Genomic DNA, 16,143 nt, shown 5'->3' with positions numbered 1-16,143 from the left:
GATCAGTCGCCCGGTAATCGCCGACACCACCAGCAGGCCACCCATCAACGGCAGCATCTGCAGCCCGGCACTGGTCGGCGTGGCGTCTTTCACCACCTGCATGTACAACGGCAGGAAGGTAACCGCGCCGAACAGCGAGACCCCGACGATAAAACCGATCAGCCCGGCAAGCACGAAGGTGCGGTGGCGGAACAGGTGCAGCGGCATGATCGGCTCTGCGGCGCGGCGTTGCTCGAGGACGAAACCGACCAGGCCGATCAGGGCGAACAGCGACAGGCACAGCATGTCCAGTGACTGCCACGCCAGCAGGCTGCCGCCCAGGCTGGTGATGAGCACCAGGGCACCCAGTGCCACGGTGAGGAAAAATGCACCGATGTAGTCCACCTCATGCCGCACCAGGGCCACATGCGGGCGAAACACGCTGCCGATCACCAACAGCGCCAACAGGCCCAGCGGCAGGTTGATGTAGAAAATCCAATGCCAGGACAGGTGCTCGACCAGGAAACCGCCGATCAGTGGCCCGACCACTGTGGCGAGGCCGAACACGCCACCGAACAGGCCTTGGTAGCGGCCACGTTCGGCGGGCGGGATGACATCGCCGATCGCGGCCATCGCCACCACCATCAGGCCACCACCGCCCAATCCCTGCAGGGTACGAAAGGCAATCAGCTGGGCCATGGTCTGCGCTGCGCCACACAACGCCGAACCCAGCAGGAACACCACGATGGCGACCTGAAGCACACGCTTGCGGCCGAACTGGTCGCCGAACTTGCCATACAGTGGCACCACCACCGTGGAGGCCAGAAGGTAAGCGGTGATCACCCAGGACAGCCAGCGCAACCCACCCAGGTCGCTGACGATGGTGGGCAGCGCGGTCGATACGATGGTCTGATCGAGTGCGGCCAGGAACATCACCAGCATCAGGGCTGCCAGCAGCAGTGGGATGGAGGTTTGCGCGTCCGTTGCGGCGGGGGAGGTATCGGTGGATATCGGTTGCACGGGGCTGACCTCAACGGTGTGTGGCGTGGGCCTGGGCATGCTGTTGGCCGGCATCCAGCAGGCCTGCCAGGGCAAAGCGGTACAACTGCGCTGCAACGGCGTCGGCCGGCATTTGCAGAATCTCGTGCAGCGCGCCAGAGCCACCGCGCGGGCCGATCAACAACATTGCCCAGGGCGCCGTGACGCAGAGGATGCAGCGGGTCAGGGCGGGGTCGCTTGCAGGGATACCGCTGATTTCGCTGAACAGAGCCTTGAGCAGCGACAGCCGCAACGGCGATGCCGCCTGCAGGTGCGCCTGGCCATGGGGGCTGGGGGCGAGGATTTCCGCGGCCAGTACCCGCAGGTGCCAGTTGTCCCGGGCTGATGTGGCTTTGTGCACCACCAGCTCTACCAGCACGCGCAGCTTGTCCGCGGGTGGTTGGTTGCCTTGGGTGATGCGCTGCAGGTCGCTGAGGTCGAGGAAACGCTGGCGTGCTTCGTCGAGCACGGCCAGGTACAGGCCGTTGCGGCTGCCAAAGTGGTAGTTGATCGAGGCCAAGTCGACCTCGGCCTTGGCGGCAACGGCCTTGTTGCTGGTTTCGGCATAGCCAAGCGCGGCGAACAGTTCGCCAGCGGCTTCAAGGATGCGGGTGCGGGTGACGGCGCCGTCCTTGCGGGTTTCGCGGGGAGCTGTGGACATGGGGCTGCTCTGCGGGCCAAGGGAATGAGCAGAGCGTCGCGCACACGTAATTTAAAATCAATTTGAATTTAATTTATGTGATGTAACGCTTAAGGCCCTGGGGCTGCTTTGCGGCCCATTGTGACGCAAGGGGCGCAAAGCGCCCCCAACGATCTCAACCAAAAAACATCAGTTCAAGCGCTTGCCGTTCTGCTCTTCGCCATTACTGGCCGCCTGCTGCAAGCCTGCAGCCTTGTCCATCGGCAGGTGGTCGAATTCGCGCAAGCCATCCTTGCGGTACGGGTCACCGATCCAGCGCGGTGCTGCCACGAACTGCGGGCTCACCAGGCTCTTGGCCGGCTCATAGCGGTCATAGCTCAGCCCGGCCAGGTCGGACAGGGTATGGATCAGGTGCGAGCTGCTGTAAGGGCGGCTGGCCATCGCCTGCAAGTCGCGTGGGTGCTCGGCCTGCCAGCTGGGCGAGGTCCATAGCAGGAACGGGATGGTGTACATCGGCCGGGTCGGCGCGCCTTCGTTGCGCCCCAGGCGGTCGTGGTCACCGGAGCTGTACACATCTTCACCGTGGTCGGACAGGTACACCAGGAAGCCATTGGGGTTGCCGGCCGAGTAGCGTTTAATCAGGCTCGACACCACATAGTCGTTGTAGCGCACCGCGTTGTCGTAGAAGTTGTAGGTTTTTACCTGGTCCGCCGTCAGCTGGCTGGGTACACCTGTGTTGTCGGTAAAGTGGGCATAGTCGTCGGGATAGCGGAAGCGATAGTCCATGTGCGTGCCCAGCAGGTGCACGATGATGAACTTGTTCGGCGCAGGGTCTTGCAAGGCCTTCTCGAACGGCGCCAGCACCACATCATCGTACTGGCTGGCATTCTGGTTGCGCTGGTTGTTCAGGTATACCGGCGCATCGGTCTGCTGCGAGAAGGTGGTGAGCATGGTGTTGCGCTTGGTCATGGTCTGCTGGTTGGTGATCCAGAAGGTCTTGTAGCCTGCCTGTTTCATCAGGTTGATCAGCGACGGGTCGGTGAGGAAGCGGTCCGGGTTCTGCTCGTCGCCGAAGGTGAGGATCTGCTGCATCACTTCGATGGTGTACGGGCGTGGCGATACCACGTCGCGGAACACCGTCAGGCCCTTGTCGCTGGCGGCCAGCGCGTCGAGGTTGGGCGTGGTGTCGCGGTTGTAGCCGTACAGGTGCATGTGCTCGCGGGTGGTGGACTCGCCCAGTACCAGCACCAGGGTGCGCGGCGCGGTGCCGCTGCTGTCACGCAGGTTTTGCAGTGGGGGCAATGCGGCGTTCTGGGCCAGCAAGTCCTGCATGTTGTCCAGTTGCTGGCGATACTGACGGTAGCCGACCAACAGTTGCCAAGGCACTGCGGGCTCCATGCGTTGCTGCACTTTTTCAGCGGCATCGGCGAAGTTGCGTTCCTGGGTGACCATCTGCTTGTAGAACGGGTACACCAGGTTGGCCACCAGCAACAGGGCCACCACCGGCAGGCGGCTGCGCAGGGGCAAGCTGACGGGGCGTACACGTTTCCACAGCAGTACTGCAACCAGCGTGTACAGCAGCAGCGCCAGGCCCAGCCACACGCTGAAGTACTGGCTGAAGTATTCGCCGGCCTCGGCGGTGTTGGACTCGAACATCACGAAGATGACGCTTTGCGAGAACTCCTGACGATAGATGCCGAAGTAACTCAGGCCCACCAGCGATGCGGCCCACAATACCAGGCCGATGACAGCCGCCGTGGCGCGGGTGAAGCGGGGCAGCAGCAGCACCGGGGCCAGCCACAGGCTGCTGAGGAAGAACGCATCGCGAAAACCGGCAAAGCCGGTGGTGCCACTGAACAGCAACAACGCCTGGGTGACGCCGGAGAAGTACCAGAAGAACAGCAGAAGCCAGCCCAGGCCGGCCCAGTCCACGCGCTTGTGCGCGGCGGGGGATGTAGTGTGTGACACGTATGCCTCGTCGTACCTTGGCGGCCAGCAGATGTGCCTGTGGCCGGAAAAGGCGTGACGCTAATCGGTTGACTGTGAAAATAGCGTCAACACGGTGATGAACATGGCTTGGGCGCTGGCTTCCCAAGGCGAAGGCTTATCAATACAATCGAGACAAATTCTTATTTGCATCACTGCCGGCAGGGAGAAGGCATGTCCATAACGGCCTCTGACGCAGCACCCCACGCGCATCTTCACGCCCTTTACCGTGACCACAACAGCTGGCTGCGCGGTTGGTTGCGCCATCGGCTGAGCAACTCCGCCGATGCAGCGGACCTTGCCCAGGACACGTTCGTCCGTGTGCTTCTGGCACGCTCATCCGGCACCCTGCAGGAACCCCGCAGGTACCTGGCGACCATCGCCCGTGGCCTGGTCATCGACCTGTATCGGCGCCGCAGCCTGGAGCAGGCCTACCTCGATGCACTGATGGCGCGCCCGGAACTGCACGCGCCTTCGGCCGAGACCCGCGCGCTGATCCTCGACAGCCTGCTGGCCATCGACCGCATGCTCGATGGCCTGGGTGCGCGTACCCGGCAGATTTTCCTTGTCGTGCAACTCGATGGGCTCAGCTACGAAAAAGCCGCCGATCGCTGTGGGGTTTCGGTCAGCACGGTGCGCAAGCATCTGGCCAGAGGCCTGATGCACTGCCTGCTGCTGGAAGAAGCATGAAGCGCACCCTGGCCCAGGCAGTGGACTGGTATGTGCGGTTGCATGACAGTGCGGTCAGCGACACTACACGCCGCGAGTGGCAGGCATGGCTGGCGGCGGACCCGCAGCATGCCCAGGCCTGGCAGCGCATCGAGCAACTGCAGCAACGCTTGGGCCAGGCCCCGGCAGGCCTGGCGGGGACAACGCTCGAACAGGCACGGCAACAGCGCCGCGCCGCCGTTAAGATGCTGGCCATGCTGCTGGGTGTGGGGGTCGTCGGCTGGCGGGGCTATCAGGTCTCGCCCTGGGGCGCGGACTACAGCACGCGGGTAGGGCAGCGCCGCCACTTCACCTTGGCCGACGGCAGCCGGCTGGTGCTGGACACCGACTCGCGGGCCGATGTGCAGTTCGATGGCACGCAGCGGCTGATCGTGTTGCACCAAGGCGAAATCCTGGTCGAGACGGCCAAGGATACGCGCCCGCTCAGCGTACAAACAGCCGAAGGCCGTGTGCTGGCCTTGGGCACGCGCTTTACGGTACGCCAGGGGGCGGGCATTTCCCGGGTCACGGTGGAGGCCCATGCTGTCGAGGTTCAGCCACGGCTGGCCATTGGTCAAACCTTGCGCGCCGAGGCAGGCCAGGCAGTGAGTTTTACCGCTGACACTGCGGGGCCGTTGCTGCCGGCCGTGGCGCAGGGTTCGGCGTGGACGCAAGGCATGCTGGTGGTGGTCGATTGGCGGCTGGAAGACGTCGTGGCGGAGCTTTCCCGTTATCGACACGGCTATCTGGGCTGTGCACCGGAGGTCGCTGGGTTGCGACTGTCGGGCACATTCCTGCTGGATGACAGCGAGGGTGTACTGGCCAACCTGGAGGACTCCCTGCCGGTAAGGCTGCGGCGCCTGACGCGCTATTGGGTGCGGGTAGAGGGCAGGGCGGCCTGAAAATATTTCGCGTGGAGGGGTAACAGTTTTTCTTTCCTGTTTCGGCTCTACCTGCACATGCGCATCAGTCGCAGTTATTGCCAACCTTTTCAGGATCCCCTTCATGCTCGTACGTCCCTCACTTCTTGCCCTGAGCCTGACCGGCTCGTTGTTGGTGGTCACGCCCGCCTGGGCCATCGCCTACGACATTCCGGCTGGCAGCCTGGCGGCATCGCTCAGTCAGTTCGCCGCCGCGAGCGGGGTCATGATCACCTTCAGTTCGCAAGACACTGCCGGCCTGCGCTCGCCCGGCCTGCAAGGTGACTATGAGCTGGAGCAGGGCTTTGCCCGCCTGCTCCAAGGTAGCGGCCTGCGCGTCGTGCAGGCCGGGGAGAAGCGCTACGTATTGGCCAGGGCCGACAGCAGTGGGGCCATGGAGCTTGGTGCAACCAACATCGACGCGGCGGGCCTGGGGGCTGTCACGGAAGGAACCGGCTCCTACACCACCGGTTCCAGCAACAGTTCGACCAAACTGGCGTTGTCGCTGCGCGAAACCCCGCAGACCGTCAGCGTGATGACGCGCCAGCGCATCGAAGACCAGCAACTGAACACCCTCAGTGACGTGCTCAAGCAAACCCCTGGCCTGAACGTGCAGAACATCGACAGCGAGCGGGTGAACATCTACTCGCGTGGCTATTCGATCGACAACTACCAGTTTGACGGTATCCCCACCACCCTGATCGTGCAGACCAGTGCCAGCCCGCAGAGCATGATCGACACGTCCATCTATGACCGAGTCGAAATCGTTCGCGGTGCCACCGGGCTGATGACCGGGGCCGGCGACCCGTCGGGCAGCGTTAACCTGATCCGCAAGCGTCCGACGGCAAACTTCCAAGGTGCTGTCAGCGCCGGAGCGGGGTCTTGGGACACCTATCGAAGCGAAGTCGATCTATCCGGCCCACTGACCGCCGACGCCCGCCTGCGTGGCCGTGCCGTGGTGGCTTACCAGCAGGGCAACAGCTACATCGACCATTACCAGCAGGAAAAACAGACCTATTACGGCATCCTCGAAGCGGACCTCAGCGACAGCACCCTGCTGACGGTAGGCTTCGACTACCAGAAAAACGACCCGCGTGGGGTTTCGTTCGCCAGCTTCCCGCTGTTCTACGATGACGGCGAGCAGACCGATTTCTCGCGCTCGACCAATGCGGCCTCGCGCTGGAGCTATCGCCAGCAGAACACCCTCAATACCTTCGCCACCCTGGAACAAGACCTGGTCAACGACTGGAAGCTGAAGGTGTCGGTAAACAACATGTACAGCACCCGTGACTACTCGCTGGCGTCCGCCAGTGGCGGTTTCCCCAACAAGCAAACCGGGGAGGGTGCTTACCTGTATGGCGGCGACGGCTATGGCTCGCAACGTCAGTTGGGTATCGATGCCATCGTTCAGGGGCCGTTCCAGTTGCTGGGGCGCCAGCACGAGCTGTTGGCCGGTGTGAGCGGCTCGGCGTTTCACGACTACAGCAACCCGGACGACGATGACCTGGAAATGAAGCCGGTCAATATCTACGACTGGGACAACAACACCGACCGCCCGGTCTCGGTGGGCAAGCTGATGAACGATGACACCACCATCCGCCAGGATGCTGCGTACATGGTGGCGCGTTTCAAGCCGACCGACGACCTGTCACTGATCTTGGGCGCCCGTGTCGGCGATTACAGCTACAAGAAAAAGGCCATCTACAACGCGCCCTACACCCGTTCGACCAACCATCAGGCCACCCGCGAATCCGGTTTTGTCACGCCCTACGCGGGCGTGGTCTACGACCTGAATGCACAGCATTCGGTGTATGCCAGCTACACCAAGATCTACAAGCCACAGTCGCTACGCGACAGCAGTGGCGCCACGCTTGAGCCGCGCGAAGGCGACAACTATGAAATCGGCCTGAAAAGCGAGCTGCTGGACGGGCGTGTCAATACAGCCATTGCCCTTTACCAGATCAAGCAGGACAACCTGGGTGTGCTCAGTGGCGGCTTCGTCGAAGGGACCGATCGCGAGCGCGCTTACAAGGCGGTGTCCGGTGCCACCACGCGGGGTATCGACCTGGAAGTCTTCGGCGAGATCACGCCCGGCTGGAACGTCACTGCAAGTTACAGCCACAGCCTGACCAAGGATGCGGACCATGAGCGTATCAACACCATCGCCCCGGCGAACATGGTCAAACTGTGGACCACCTACCGCCTGCCGGGCGAGCTTGATCGCCTGACCGTGGGTGGCGGCATGAACTGGCAAAGCGGCCTGAGCCTGACTGATGCGCCGTGGCAGATTGGCCATACGGTCAAGGCGACCCAGGGCCAATACGCGGTGTTCAACCTGATGGCGCGTTATGACGTCACCCAGCACCTGACGGCGACCGTTAACGTGAACAACCTGTTCGACAAGAAATACCTCAGCGCGCTGGACCCGACCTTTTACACCGGGTTCTATGGCGAGCCGCGCAATGTGATGCTCAGTACCAAGTACAGTTTCTGAGCCTGCGCCTGGCAGGGCTGAGCGCCTGGCCGGCGCAAGTGCCGCCAGGCGTGTTCAGGCAGTAGCCATCTGGCTTTTGCCCAGCGCCGTGTTCACTGCCAGCCAGCCATTCACAGCGTCTTCCCCGGCTTCTGCGAACACCCGCTCCAGCAACTTCACCTGCTCGCGCCGCAGCATCTGCTCCAGGCGCGCGCCTTCCTCGGTCAGGGCCAGCAAGCGCTTGCGTTTGTCGGCCTCGCAGGCCGCACTCTCCACCAGGCGCATTTCCGTCAACTGGCGCATTGGCATGTTCAGCGCTTGCTTGCTGACCCCAAGCAAGGCCAGCAAGTCCTTCACGCTCAGGTTCGGATAGCGCGCGATGAAGAACACGATGCGTTGATGCACCCGGCCCAGGCCACGGCGTTCGAGCATTTCGTCGGCCTTGGCGGTGAACGCCTGGTAGCCGAAGAAAAAGGCCTCCATCGCCTGTTGCTGGGAGGCAGGGTTTTTAAGGTCAATCATATTGACTAATCCACGGGTAGCAGCGTAATTTCAGTCAAATAGTTTGACGTATTTTCCTTCTGCCTTGCTACCGGTGATCCCCATGGCTTTCTCTGAACGTGTCACGCGCCTCAAGAGTTCCCTGATCCGTGAAATCCTTGCCGCTGCCCAGCGCCCTGGGGTGATGTCGTTCGCTGGCGGTTTGCCGGCCGAAGCGATGTTGCCCAAGGTCGACTGGGCCGACATGCCGGTCAACATGGGCCAGTACGGCATGAGCGAGGGCGAGCCGGCCCTGCGCGAAGCACTGGCGGCCGAAGCACGGGCACTGGGGATTGACTGTCAGGCCAGCCAGGTGTTGGTGGTGAGTGGTTCGCAACAGGCCCTGGACCTTGCGGCCAAGCTGTACATCGACCAAGGCACGCAGATCATGCTCGAAGCGCCGACCTACCTGGCGGCGCTGCAGATCTTCCAGCTGTTTGGCGCCGATTGCCTGGCCTTGCCGATGCAGGCCGATGGCCCGGACCTGGCGCAACTGCGTGGGTGCCTGCAGCGCCATCGCCCGGCCTTCATTTACTTGATCCCGACGTTCCAGAACCCCTCGGGCCTGCGCTACAGCGAAGCCAAGCGCGACGCGGTGGCGGCCTTGCTGGATGAGTTCGGGGTGACGTTGATCGAGGACGAACCCTATCGCGAGCTGAGCTTCGATGGTGGCAGCGCCCAGCCGATCGTCAGCCGCTTGCGTAACGCCAGCTGGATTTACACCGGTACGGTGTCCAAGACCTTGCTCCCCGGCCTGCGGGTGGGCTACCTGATCGCCAGCCCCGACCTGTTCCCGCATTTGTTGCGGCTCAAGCAGGCTGCCGACCTGCACACCAACCGGGTGGGGCAGTGGCAGGTGCTGCAGTGGCTGGGCAGCGACAAGCTGCAGCTGCACCTGAAGACCTTGCGCGACTACTACCGCACGCGCAGGGATGCGTTCCAGTTGGCGCTGGAAGCGCATTTTGCCGACCTGGCCGACTGGCACAAGCCGGATGGCGGGCTGTTCTTCTGGCTGACCCTGAAACAGCCACTGGATACCCGCACCCTATTGGCAGAAGCATTGGCGGTGGACGTGGCATTTATGCCGGGTGAGCCATTTTTCCCTGAACCGGACCGGCATCACGGCCATCTGCGCCTGAATTTCAGCCACGTTGCCCCGGACCAGTTGGACGAAGGGCTCAGGCGTTTGGCGCAAGTGCTGCGCAATGCGCAGGCTGCACGGGTATGATGTTGCCAGCAAAACCGCACTGACAGGCCCCGTGGACTATGAACCGTCGTAAGAAGATCAAGCAGCTATTGGAGGCGCATGCCAAAAAGGCCAATGCCAAACTGGCGCCGCGCAAGCCCAAGTACATTTGCAAGGCTGACCGTTTGAAAATGGAGGCCGAGGCGGCCGGGGACGCCGCCAAACCGGCTGACTGACGCAGACGGTGCAGGAGCGGCCTTGTGTCGCGATTGGGCCGCTCCTACAGGGGGGCGTCAGTTTCAGCGGCGGTAATAACGGTGTTCGTCGTAATGACGCTGGTGCATGGCCCGCTCATGGCGGCGCTCCCAGTCACGGCGCCGTTCCCAGTCGCGCCGACGCTCCCAATCCCGCCGGGCTTGTTCACGCCGCCACTGTTCGCGGCGCCAGTCGCTTCGGTGGTCGTGCCAGCGGTCGTCATCATGCGCCAGCAGCGTGGCCGGCTGTAGAACGGCCGCATTGGCCACCCTCGACCAGGGGTTGCCGGCTGGCTGCAGGGGTGATTGAACAGCAGGGGCCACGGCCTCGGCTGCTTTCATTTGTGTTGCCGATGCCGTGCCCACCGCCGCGAACGAGAACAGGCCGAGCAGCATCAACCTTGCGACATGCATTTTCATGAGCGAAGCCAACCTCTGATAACAATTGAGCCATCTGGCCAGCAGGTGGTCGGCGAACCTTTTTCGCGTCCCGCTACCTTTCTGTGCCTCCCACATAGACAGGCAATGGAGAAAAAGTTCGCTGCAGCAACAACTTGTAGGACTTTTCCTGTAGCGGGTACTTACACAAACGCCCGCCCGCCACGTCGGCGATCTTCCTTCAACAACCCCTCCACCTTGCGCAAGGCCTGTCCCAGCACTGCTTGGTCTGGCGCTCCACCCAGCGAGAGGCGCACAGCTTCCGGTCCTTGCGGTGCCACGCTGAACGAATCCGCCCCTGCCACGCTCACCCCCACATCATCCAACGCATGGGTGAACCGCTCCTGTTGCCAGTGCGCGGGTAGTGGCAGCCATACGTGCAGCCCGGTGGGGTGCGCCTGGAACTCATGGCTCAGCAGCGTGCGCGCCAGGTGCTGGCGGGCGCGGGCTTCGCGCTGGATTTCCTGTACCAACCCCTTGGCGGTGCCATCGCGAATCCATTGCTCGACCAGCGCCAGCAGCAGGGCCGAACAGCCCATGCTCGATGCACGCAGGCCGTTGAGCAGCCCTTGCCCGTCATCGCCACGCGGTGGCAGCACGAAGGCGGTGCGCAAGCTTGGCCACAGGCACTTGGACAGCGACGCCAGGTAGTACGTGTTGGCCCCCCCGGTCAGGCACGCGATGGGTGCCGGCGCGTCGTCGAGCAGATAGCGGTACGGGTCGTCCTCGATCAGCGTGATGCCGCGCTTGAGCAGCACCTCGGCAATCGCCTGGCGCCGGGCTACGGGCATGGTGTGCGCGGTAGGGTTGTGGAAGGTGGGGTTGAGGTACAGCAGGCGCGCACCGCTTTGCTGACAAGCCTGTTCCAGGTGGTCGGGGCGCATGCCGTCGGCGTCACTGGCTACCTCGACAATGCGCAGCCCCAGTTGCCGGGCGGCCAACAGCAGGCCGGGGTAAGTCAGTGGGTCGCAAAGAATGGCGTCACCCGCGCGGGCATGGGCGCTGAGGATGGCGAAGATGGCCGCCTGCGACCCCGAGCACAGCGCCAGGCTGTGCATGTCCAGATCACCCAGTGCCGGTTCCAGCCAGCCCTGTGCGGCCTGCAGCAGCGAGCGGGTGGCCGGTTCGTCCTGGTAAAGCGACAGTGCTTCGATGCGGTTGCGCTGCAGCGCCTGTTCCAGCCCGGCGCTCACCAACTGAGCCATCGAGCCGTTGGCCGGCTGCGGCGGGATGTTCATGGTCAGGTCGATGCCTGCCAGGGTGGTTGTTTGTCGGGCACCCAGGATGAACGACCCGCGGCCACTGTAGGAAGCAATCAGGCCACGGTCGCGCGCTTCGGCGTAGGCGCGGGTCACCGTGGTCAGGTCGACGCCCAGGTGCGCAGCCAGTGCACGTTGCGGCGGAATTTGCTCGCCATCCTGCAAGACTCCAGATTGTATGGATTCTGCAAGCATATCTGCAATCTGTATGTATCTTGGGCCTGACTTCGGCTTGAAAGGCTTTGTCCAGCGCATTTGCGCCGCTTCTTCTGGCGCTCCGGCAACAGGCATAGATCTTCCTCTCGGTTGTAAGTCCATACGCATAGGCATATCATGGCATACAGTTGTTAACAAATCCATACAATATGGAAAGCGTATGGTTTATTTGATGTGCACCGGAACGGCGCGGCAGGGTTGCAACGATAAGCGCTTCCGGGCTGCCAGTCATGGAGATGTTCGATGAATGACTGTCATCTGATCTGCGCCAACCGCCTCGACGATGGGGCTGTGGTCTGGCTTGATGCCGGGCATGAGTGGGTAGAGACACTGCAACAAGCCGGCACCTTCGATGCGCAGGCGCTGGTATCGGCAACCCTCGCTGCCGAGGCTGCCGTGCTGGCCAACCAGGTCGTGGCACCGACGCCTTGTGAGGCCTGGCTGGTCGATGGCCGGCCAGAGCCGAAAAGCCTGCGTGAACGGTTGCGCGCCCGTGGCCCTTCGGTACGCAGCGACCTTGGCAAGCAGGCTGCGGGCACACCGCCAAGCAGCATTGCGCGCATGCGCCCGGTGTTGCCGGTCGAGGCGGGGCAGGCAGGGGTGTATCGCTACGACCGCTTCGAGCGTGAGTTCCTCAAGGACCGCGCCCGCCAGTTCGAGCAGCAGGTTGCCCGTCGCCTGAGTGGCGAGCTGGATGAAGAGGCGTTCAAGGTCTACCGGCTGATGAACGGCCTGTACCTGCAACTGCACGGCTACATGCTGCGTGTGGCGATCCCCTACGGCACCTTGAGCGCGCTGCAACTGCGCCAGCTGGCCTATGTGGCGCATACCTACGACAAGGGCTACGGCCACCTCACCACCCGGCAGAACATCCAGTTCAACTGGCCGCGCCTGGCCGATACGCCGGAGATACTGTCGGTGCTGGCCGATGCCGACCTGCATTGCATCCAGACCAGCGGCAACTGCATCCGCAACGTCACCACCGACCATTTTGCCGGCGCCGCCGAGGATGAAGTGCTCGACCCTCGGGTACATGCCGAGATCCTCCGCCAGTGGTCCACCGAGCATCCGGAATTTACCTACCTGCCACGCAAGTTCAAGATCGCCATCACCGGCAGCCCCAAGGACCGCGCGGCCGTGCGCTTCCATGACATTGGCATCCTGGCGCAACGCAACGCGCAGGGTGAAGTCGGCTTCCAGGTGTATGCCGGCGGTGGCCTTGGGCGTACCCCGATAGTTGGCACCCGCGTGCGCGAATGGTTGCCGGAGCGCGAACTGCTGCGTTACGTCGAGGCCATCTTGCGGGTGTACAACGCCCTGGGACGGCGCGACAACCTGTACAAGGCACGTATCAAGATTCTGGTGCGTGAGCTCAAGCCTGGGCGTTTCATCGAAATGATCGAGGAGGAGTTCGCCAGCCTGCCGGCCGACCACCAGTACTTGGAGCCGGCCATCGTTCAGGGCATTCATGCCCGCTTCGTGCAGCCCGCCTTCGAGGCGTTGCCCGGCCTGTGTGACAGCTTTCTGCGCGCACGGGCGGACGACAACGCGTTCGCCAGCTGGGTACGGACCAACACTCACCCGCACAAGAAACGTGGCTACATCAGCGCGGTCATTTCGCTGAAACCACCCGGCGGTATCCCCGGCGACATCAGCGCCGAGGAAATGCTCGCCCTGGCCGACCTGGCCGAGGCCTACTCGCTGAACGAGATTCGCGTCTCCCACGAGCAGAACGTGGTGCTGCCGCACATTCGCCTGGTGGATCTGTACAGCGTGTGGCAGGCCTTGCGCCAGGCTGGGCTGGCAACCAGCAACATTGGCTTGTTGTCCGACACCATCGCCTGCCCAGGCATGGACTACTGCAGCCTCGCCACCGCCCGCTCGGTGCCGGTTGCCCAGCGCATCGCGCAGCGTTTCGACGCGGCCCGGCAACAGGACATCGGCGAACTCAAGCTCAACGTCTCCGGCTGCATCAATGCCTGTGCCCACCACCACGTGGCGCACATCGGCATCCTCGGCCTGGACAAGGCCGGCCATGAAAACTACCAGATCACCCTGGGCGGCAGCGCCGAAGAGGACGCGGCGGTCGGGACCATCCTGGGCCGCTCGGTGCCCTTCGAGGAGGTGCCCGACATCGTCGAGGCGATCGTTGCCATCTACCTGCAATTGCGTGAAGACGACGAGCGCTTCCTCGACACCTACCGCCGTGTCGGTATCGAGCCGTTCAAGGAGGTGCTGCGTGATGCTCGTTGACCATGAGGGCCAGGTTCAGACCGATAACTGGCGTTATCCGAGCAGCGACGCGCTGCCGACCTTTGCTGCGCGTACGGTGCTGCAGCCGCAGCAGTGGGACGACTACCACATGCGTTTTGGCCAGCCAGCCGAGGGCCTGTGGCTGGCCGCCGACCAGGACCCGGCGCAGATGCGGGCACTGCTCGGCCAGCTGACATTGATCGTGATCGAGTTCGCCAAGTCACGCGATGGCCGTGGTTTCACCCTGGCCAGGCTACTGCGCGAGCGGCACGGTTTTACCGGTGACCTGCGCGCCGCTGGGCCATTGCTGCCGGACCAGTTCGCCATGCTGCTGCAGTGCGGTTTCACCAGCGCACTGGTTTCGCCCAGCGTGCCGGCGCAGCGCTGGCACGCTGCCGCAGCCAGCCATCGGCAGGCCCGCCCACGCACTTTGCTGCAACGTCTTTCACAACGGAGCGAGGCATAGCCATGTTCAGCCTTACAGCCTTGGAGCTGGCCCGTATACAGTTTGGTTTCACCATTACCTTCCACATCATTTTCCCGGCCATCACCATTGGCCTGGCAGCATTCCTGGCGGTACTGGAAGGCCTGTGGTTGTGGAAAAAAGACAACGCCTACCTCGACCTGTACCACTTCTGGTCGAAGATCTTCGCCGTCAACTTCGCCATGGGCGTGGTCTCCGGGCTGGTCATGGCCTACCAGTTCGGCACCAACTGGAGCTTCTACTCGCAGTTCGCCGGCAGCATCACCGGCCCCTTGCTGACCTACGAGGTGCTGACGGCCTTCTTCCTTGAAGCGGGCTTCCTGGGGGTGATGCTGTTCGGCTGGCACAAGGTCGGCCGTGGCCTGCACTTTTTCGCCACTGTCATGGTGGCCGTGGGCACGATGATTTCTGCCACCTGGATCCTGGCGTCCAACAGCTGGATGCAAACGCCCCAGGGGCACGAAGTGATCAATGGCGTGGTGGTGCCGGTGGACTGGTTTGCCATCATCTTCAACCCATCGTTCCCGTACCGCCTGGCGCACATGGTGACGGCGGCAATGCTGTCGACCGCGCTGTTTGTCGGCGCCTCGGCGGCCTGGCACCTGTTGCGTGGCAACCGTACCCCGGCGGTGCGGCGGATGTTCTCGATGGCATTGTGGATGCTGCTGTTCACTGCGCCGCTGCAGGTGCTGATCGGTGACATGCACGGCTTGAACACGCTCAAGTACCAGCCGGCGAAGGTCGCTGCGATGGAGGGGCACTGGAGCAATACACCGGGCCAGGGCGTGCCGCTGATCCTGTTCGGCATCCCGGACATGGAAGCTGAAACCACCCGCTACAAGGTTGAAATCCCCAACCTGGCCAGCCTGATCCTGACCCACAGCCTGCACGGGCAGATCCCAGGCTTGAAAGACTTCGCCAAAGAAGACCGGCCCAATTCGACCATTGTGTTCTGGTGCTTCCGGGTCATGGTCGGCCTGGGCATGCTGATGGTTGTGCTGGGCCTGTATGGCGCCTGGCTGCGCTGGCGCGGGCGGCTATACACGTCACGGGGGCTGGCGCGGTTTGCCTTGTGGATGGGGCCTTCGGGCCTGGTGGCCCTGCTGGCCGGCTGGTATGTCACCGAAATTGGCCGCCAGCCGTGGGTGGTGTACGGCCTGATGCGCACCAAGGATGCGGTCTCCGACCATTCGGCGCTGACCTTGTCGGTAGGCCTGGTGGTGCTGGTGGTGATGTACATCGGGGTATTCGGCACAGGTGTCGTCTACATGCTGCGCCTGGTGCGCAAGGGGCCGGAGGTACACGACGACCACCAACAGCCGGTGACCGCCAACCAGCGGCCGGCCCGCCCGTTGTCGGCGGTGGACGAGCCGCTGTATCCGCATTCACCCAACCACATTGACTGACCGGAGACGCTGTCATGGGTATTGATCTTCCGCTGATCTGGTTCCTGATCATCGGCTTTGGCGTGATGATGTACGTCATCATGGACGGTTTCGACCTGGGTATCGGCATCCTGTTCCCGTTCATCACCGACCGCGAGCAGCGCGACACCATGGTCAACACCGTGGCGCCGGTGTGGGACGGCAACGAAACCTGGCTGGTGCTGGGTGGGGCTGGGTTGATGGCCGCCTTCCCCAAGGTGTATGCCATCCTGCTCAGTGCGCTGTACATTCCGGCGCTGGGCCTGCTGGCCGGGTTGATCTGGCGTGGGGTGTCGTTCGAGTTTCGCTTCAAGGCCGATGAGGCGCACAAACCGTTCTGGGACC

General features: G+C 63.0%; 15 protein-coding genes. 9 read left to right on the top strand and 6 right to left on the bottom strand.

What is annotated here, in order from left to right; all coding sequences use genetic code 11:
* From APH42_RS25980 to APH42_RS25970, 3 genes are all read right to left on the bottom strand, one after another.
* A partial coding sequence (locus APH42_RS25980; protein ID WP_060494544.1) for a DHA2 family efflux MFS transporter permease subunit occupies positions 1 to 999 on the bottom strand: 999 nt, incomplete at its 3' end.
* 10 nt (positions 1,000 to 1,009) lie between these two features.
* The gene (locus APH42_RS25975) at positions 1,010 to 1,678 is read right to left on the bottom strand and encodes a TetR/AcrR family transcriptional regulator (protein ID WP_060494543.1); all 669 of its coding nucleotides are present in this window, start codon (positions 1,676 to 1,678) and stop codon (positions 1,010 to 1,012) included.
* A 168-nt stretch (positions 1,679 to 1,846) separates the two neighbouring features.
* Positions 1,847 to 3,625 carry a phosphoethanolamine transferase CptA gene (locus tag APH42_RS25970; RefSeq protein WP_081336924.1) on the bottom strand — a complete coding sequence of 593 codons (1,779 nt, stop codon included), beginning with the start codon at positions 3,623 to 3,625 and terminating at the stop codon, positions 1,847 to 1,849.
* A 192-nt stretch (positions 3,626 to 3,817) separates the two neighbouring features.
* Here APH42_RS25970 and APH42_RS25965 point away from each other — a divergent pair, with 192 nt between their 5' ends.
* From APH42_RS25965 to APH42_RS25955, 3 genes are all read left to right on the top strand, one after another.
* The gene (locus APH42_RS25965; protein ID WP_060494541.1) at positions 3,818 to 4,333 is read left to right on the top strand and encodes a sigma-70 family RNA polymerase sigma factor; all 516 of its coding nucleotides are present in this window, start codon (positions 3,818 to 3,820) and stop codon (positions 4,331 to 4,333) included.
* The gene (locus tag APH42_RS25960; RefSeq protein ID WP_012272902.1) at positions 4,330 to 5,253 is read left to right on the top strand and encodes a FecR domain-containing protein; all 924 of its coding nucleotides are present in this window, start codon (positions 4,330 to 4,332) and stop codon (positions 5,251 to 5,253) included. The genes APH42_RS25965 and APH42_RS25960 overlap by 4 nt, the downstream gene beginning before the upstream one ends.
* Before the next feature lie 103 nt (positions 5,254 to 5,356).
* Positions 5,357 to 7,765, top strand: a complete 2,409-nt coding sequence (locus APH42_RS25955; protein WP_060494540.1) for a TonB-dependent receptor — start codon at positions 5,357 to 5,359, stop codon at positions 7,763 to 7,765.
* Positions 7,766 to 7,819: 54 nt separating this feature from the next.
* On the opposite strand, the gene APH42_RS25950 is transcribed toward APH42_RS25955, so the two are convergent.
* Positions 7,820 to 8,266 carry a MarR family winged helix-turn-helix transcriptional regulator gene (locus tag APH42_RS25950; protein ID WP_012272900.1) on the bottom strand — a complete coding sequence of 149 codons (447 nt, stop codon included), beginning with the start codon at positions 8,264 to 8,266 and terminating at the stop codon, positions 7,820 to 7,822.
* An 82-nt stretch (positions 8,267 to 8,348) separates the two neighbouring features.
* Between APH42_RS25950 and APH42_RS25945 the strand changes: the two genes are divergently transcribed.
* Positions 8,349 to 9,512: a PLP-dependent aminotransferase family protein gene (locus APH42_RS25945; protein WP_060494539.1), complete on the top strand. Its 1,164-nt coding sequence runs from the start codon at positions 8,349 to 8,351 to the stop codon at positions 9,510 to 9,512.
* Positions 9,513 to 9,550: 38 nt separating this feature from the next.
* Positions 9,551 to 9,706 (top strand): DUF2986 domain-containing protein, encoded by a 156-nt coding sequence (locus tag APH42_RS29575; RefSeq protein WP_012272898.1) that lies wholly within the window; start codon positions 9,551 to 9,553, stop codon positions 9,704 to 9,706.
* A 63-nt stretch (positions 9,707 to 9,769) separates the two neighbouring features.
* On the opposite strand, the gene APH42_RS25940 is transcribed toward APH42_RS29575, so the two are convergent.
* A complete protein-coding gene (locus APH42_RS25940; RefSeq protein WP_012272897.1) occupies positions 9,770 to 10,144 on the bottom strand; it encodes a hypothetical protein in 375 nt (124 codons plus the stop codon).
* A gap of 161 nt (positions 10,145 to 10,305) precedes the next feature.
* Positions 10,306 to 11,616: a PLP-dependent aminotransferase family protein gene (locus APH42_RS25935; protein ID WP_374701065.1), complete on the bottom strand. Its 1,311-nt coding sequence runs from the start codon at positions 11,614 to 11,616 to the stop codon at positions 10,306 to 10,308.
* A 264-nt stretch (positions 11,617 to 11,880) separates the two neighbouring features.
* Here APH42_RS25935 and APH42_RS25930 point away from each other — a divergent pair, with 264 nt between their 5' ends.
* From APH42_RS25930 to APH42_RS25915, 4 genes are all read left to right on the top strand, one after another.
* On the top strand, positions 11,881 to 13,890 hold the full coding sequence (locus tag APH42_RS25930; protein WP_060494537.1) for a DUF2849 domain-containing protein: 2,010 nt from the start codon (positions 11,881 to 11,883) through the stop codon (positions 13,888 to 13,890).
* Positions 13,880 to 14,356 (top strand): DUF934 domain-containing protein, encoded by a 477-nt coding sequence (locus APH42_RS25925; protein WP_060494536.1) that lies wholly within the window; start codon positions 13,880 to 13,882, stop codon positions 14,354 to 14,356. Before APH42_RS25930 ends, APH42_RS25925 begins: the two co-directional genes overlap by 11 nt.
* A 2-nt stretch (positions 14,357 to 14,358) precedes the next feature.
* Positions 14,359 to 15,780, top strand: coding sequence for a cytochrome ubiquinol oxidase subunit I (locus tag APH42_RS25920; RefSeq protein WP_012272893.1), 1,422 nt, complete (start codon positions 14,359 to 14,361; stop codon positions 15,778 to 15,780).
* A gap of 14 nt (positions 15,781 to 15,794) precedes the next feature.
* A partial coding sequence (locus APH42_RS25915) for a cytochrome d ubiquinol oxidase subunit II (protein ID WP_177336878.1) occupies positions 15,795 to 16,143 on the top strand: 349 nt, incomplete at its 3' end.

Source organism: Pseudomonas sp. NBRC 111140, assembly GCF_001320885.1.
In the GTDB taxonomy this organism is placed as follows: domain Bacteria; phylum Pseudomonadota; class Gammaproteobacteria; order Pseudomonadales; family Pseudomonadaceae; genus Aquipseudomonas; species Aquipseudomonas putida_P.
Note: the sequence above shows the minus strand (reverse complement) of the source record. Positions and strands in the feature narration are given on the sequence as shown.

What these genes read in the sequence shown, in the direction of transcription:
- APH42_RS25960 (WP_012272902.1), top strand. Translation starts at nt 4,330, where the DNA reads ATGAAGCGCACCCTGGCCCAGGCAGTGGACTGGTATGTGCGGTTGCAT.
- APH42_RS25950 (WP_012272900.1), bottom strand. Translation starts at nt 8,266, where the DNA reads ATGATTGACCTTAAAAACCCTGCCTCCCAGCAACAGGCGATGGAGGCC.
- APH42_RS25955 (WP_060494540.1), top strand. Translation starts at nt 5,357, where the DNA reads ATGCTCGTACGTCCCTCACTTCTTGCCCTGAGCCTGACCGGCTCGTTG.
- APH42_RS25965 (WP_060494541.1), top strand. Translation starts at nt 3,818, where the DNA reads ATGTCCATAACGGCCTCTGACGCAGCACCCCACGCGCATCTTCACGCC.
- APH42_RS25975 (WP_060494543.1), bottom strand. Translation starts at nt 1,678, where the DNA reads ATGTCCACAGCTCCCCGCGAAACCCGCAAGGACGGCGCCGTCACCCGC.
- APH42_RS25940 (WP_012272897.1), bottom strand. Translation starts at nt 10,144, where the DNA reads ATGAAAATGCATGTCGCAAGGTTGATGCTGCTCGGCCTGTTCTCGTTC.
- APH42_RS25945 (WP_060494539.1), top strand. Translation starts at nt 8,349, where the DNA reads ATGGCTTTCTCTGAACGTGTCACGCGCCTCAAGAGTTCCCTGATCCGT.
- APH42_RS25930 (WP_060494537.1), top strand. Translation starts at nt 11,881, where the DNA reads ATGAATGACTGTCATCTGATCTGCGCCAACCGCCTCGACGATGGGGCT.
- APH42_RS25925 (WP_060494536.1), top strand. Translation starts at nt 13,880, where the DNA reads ATGCTCGTTGACCATGAGGGCCAGGTTCAGACCGATAACTGGCGTTAT.
- APH42_RS29575 (WP_012272898.1), top strand. Translation starts at nt 9,551, where the DNA reads ATGAACCGTCGTAAGAAGATCAAGCAGCTATTGGAGGCGCATGCCAAA.
- APH42_RS25920 (WP_012272893.1), top strand. Translation starts at nt 14,359, where the DNA reads ATGTTCAGCCTTACAGCCTTGGAGCTGGCCCGTATACAGTTTGGTTTC.
- APH42_RS25935 (WP_374701065.1), bottom strand. Translation starts at nt 11,616, where the DNA reads ATGCTTGCAGAATCCATACAATCTGGAGTCTTGCAGGATGGCGAGCAA.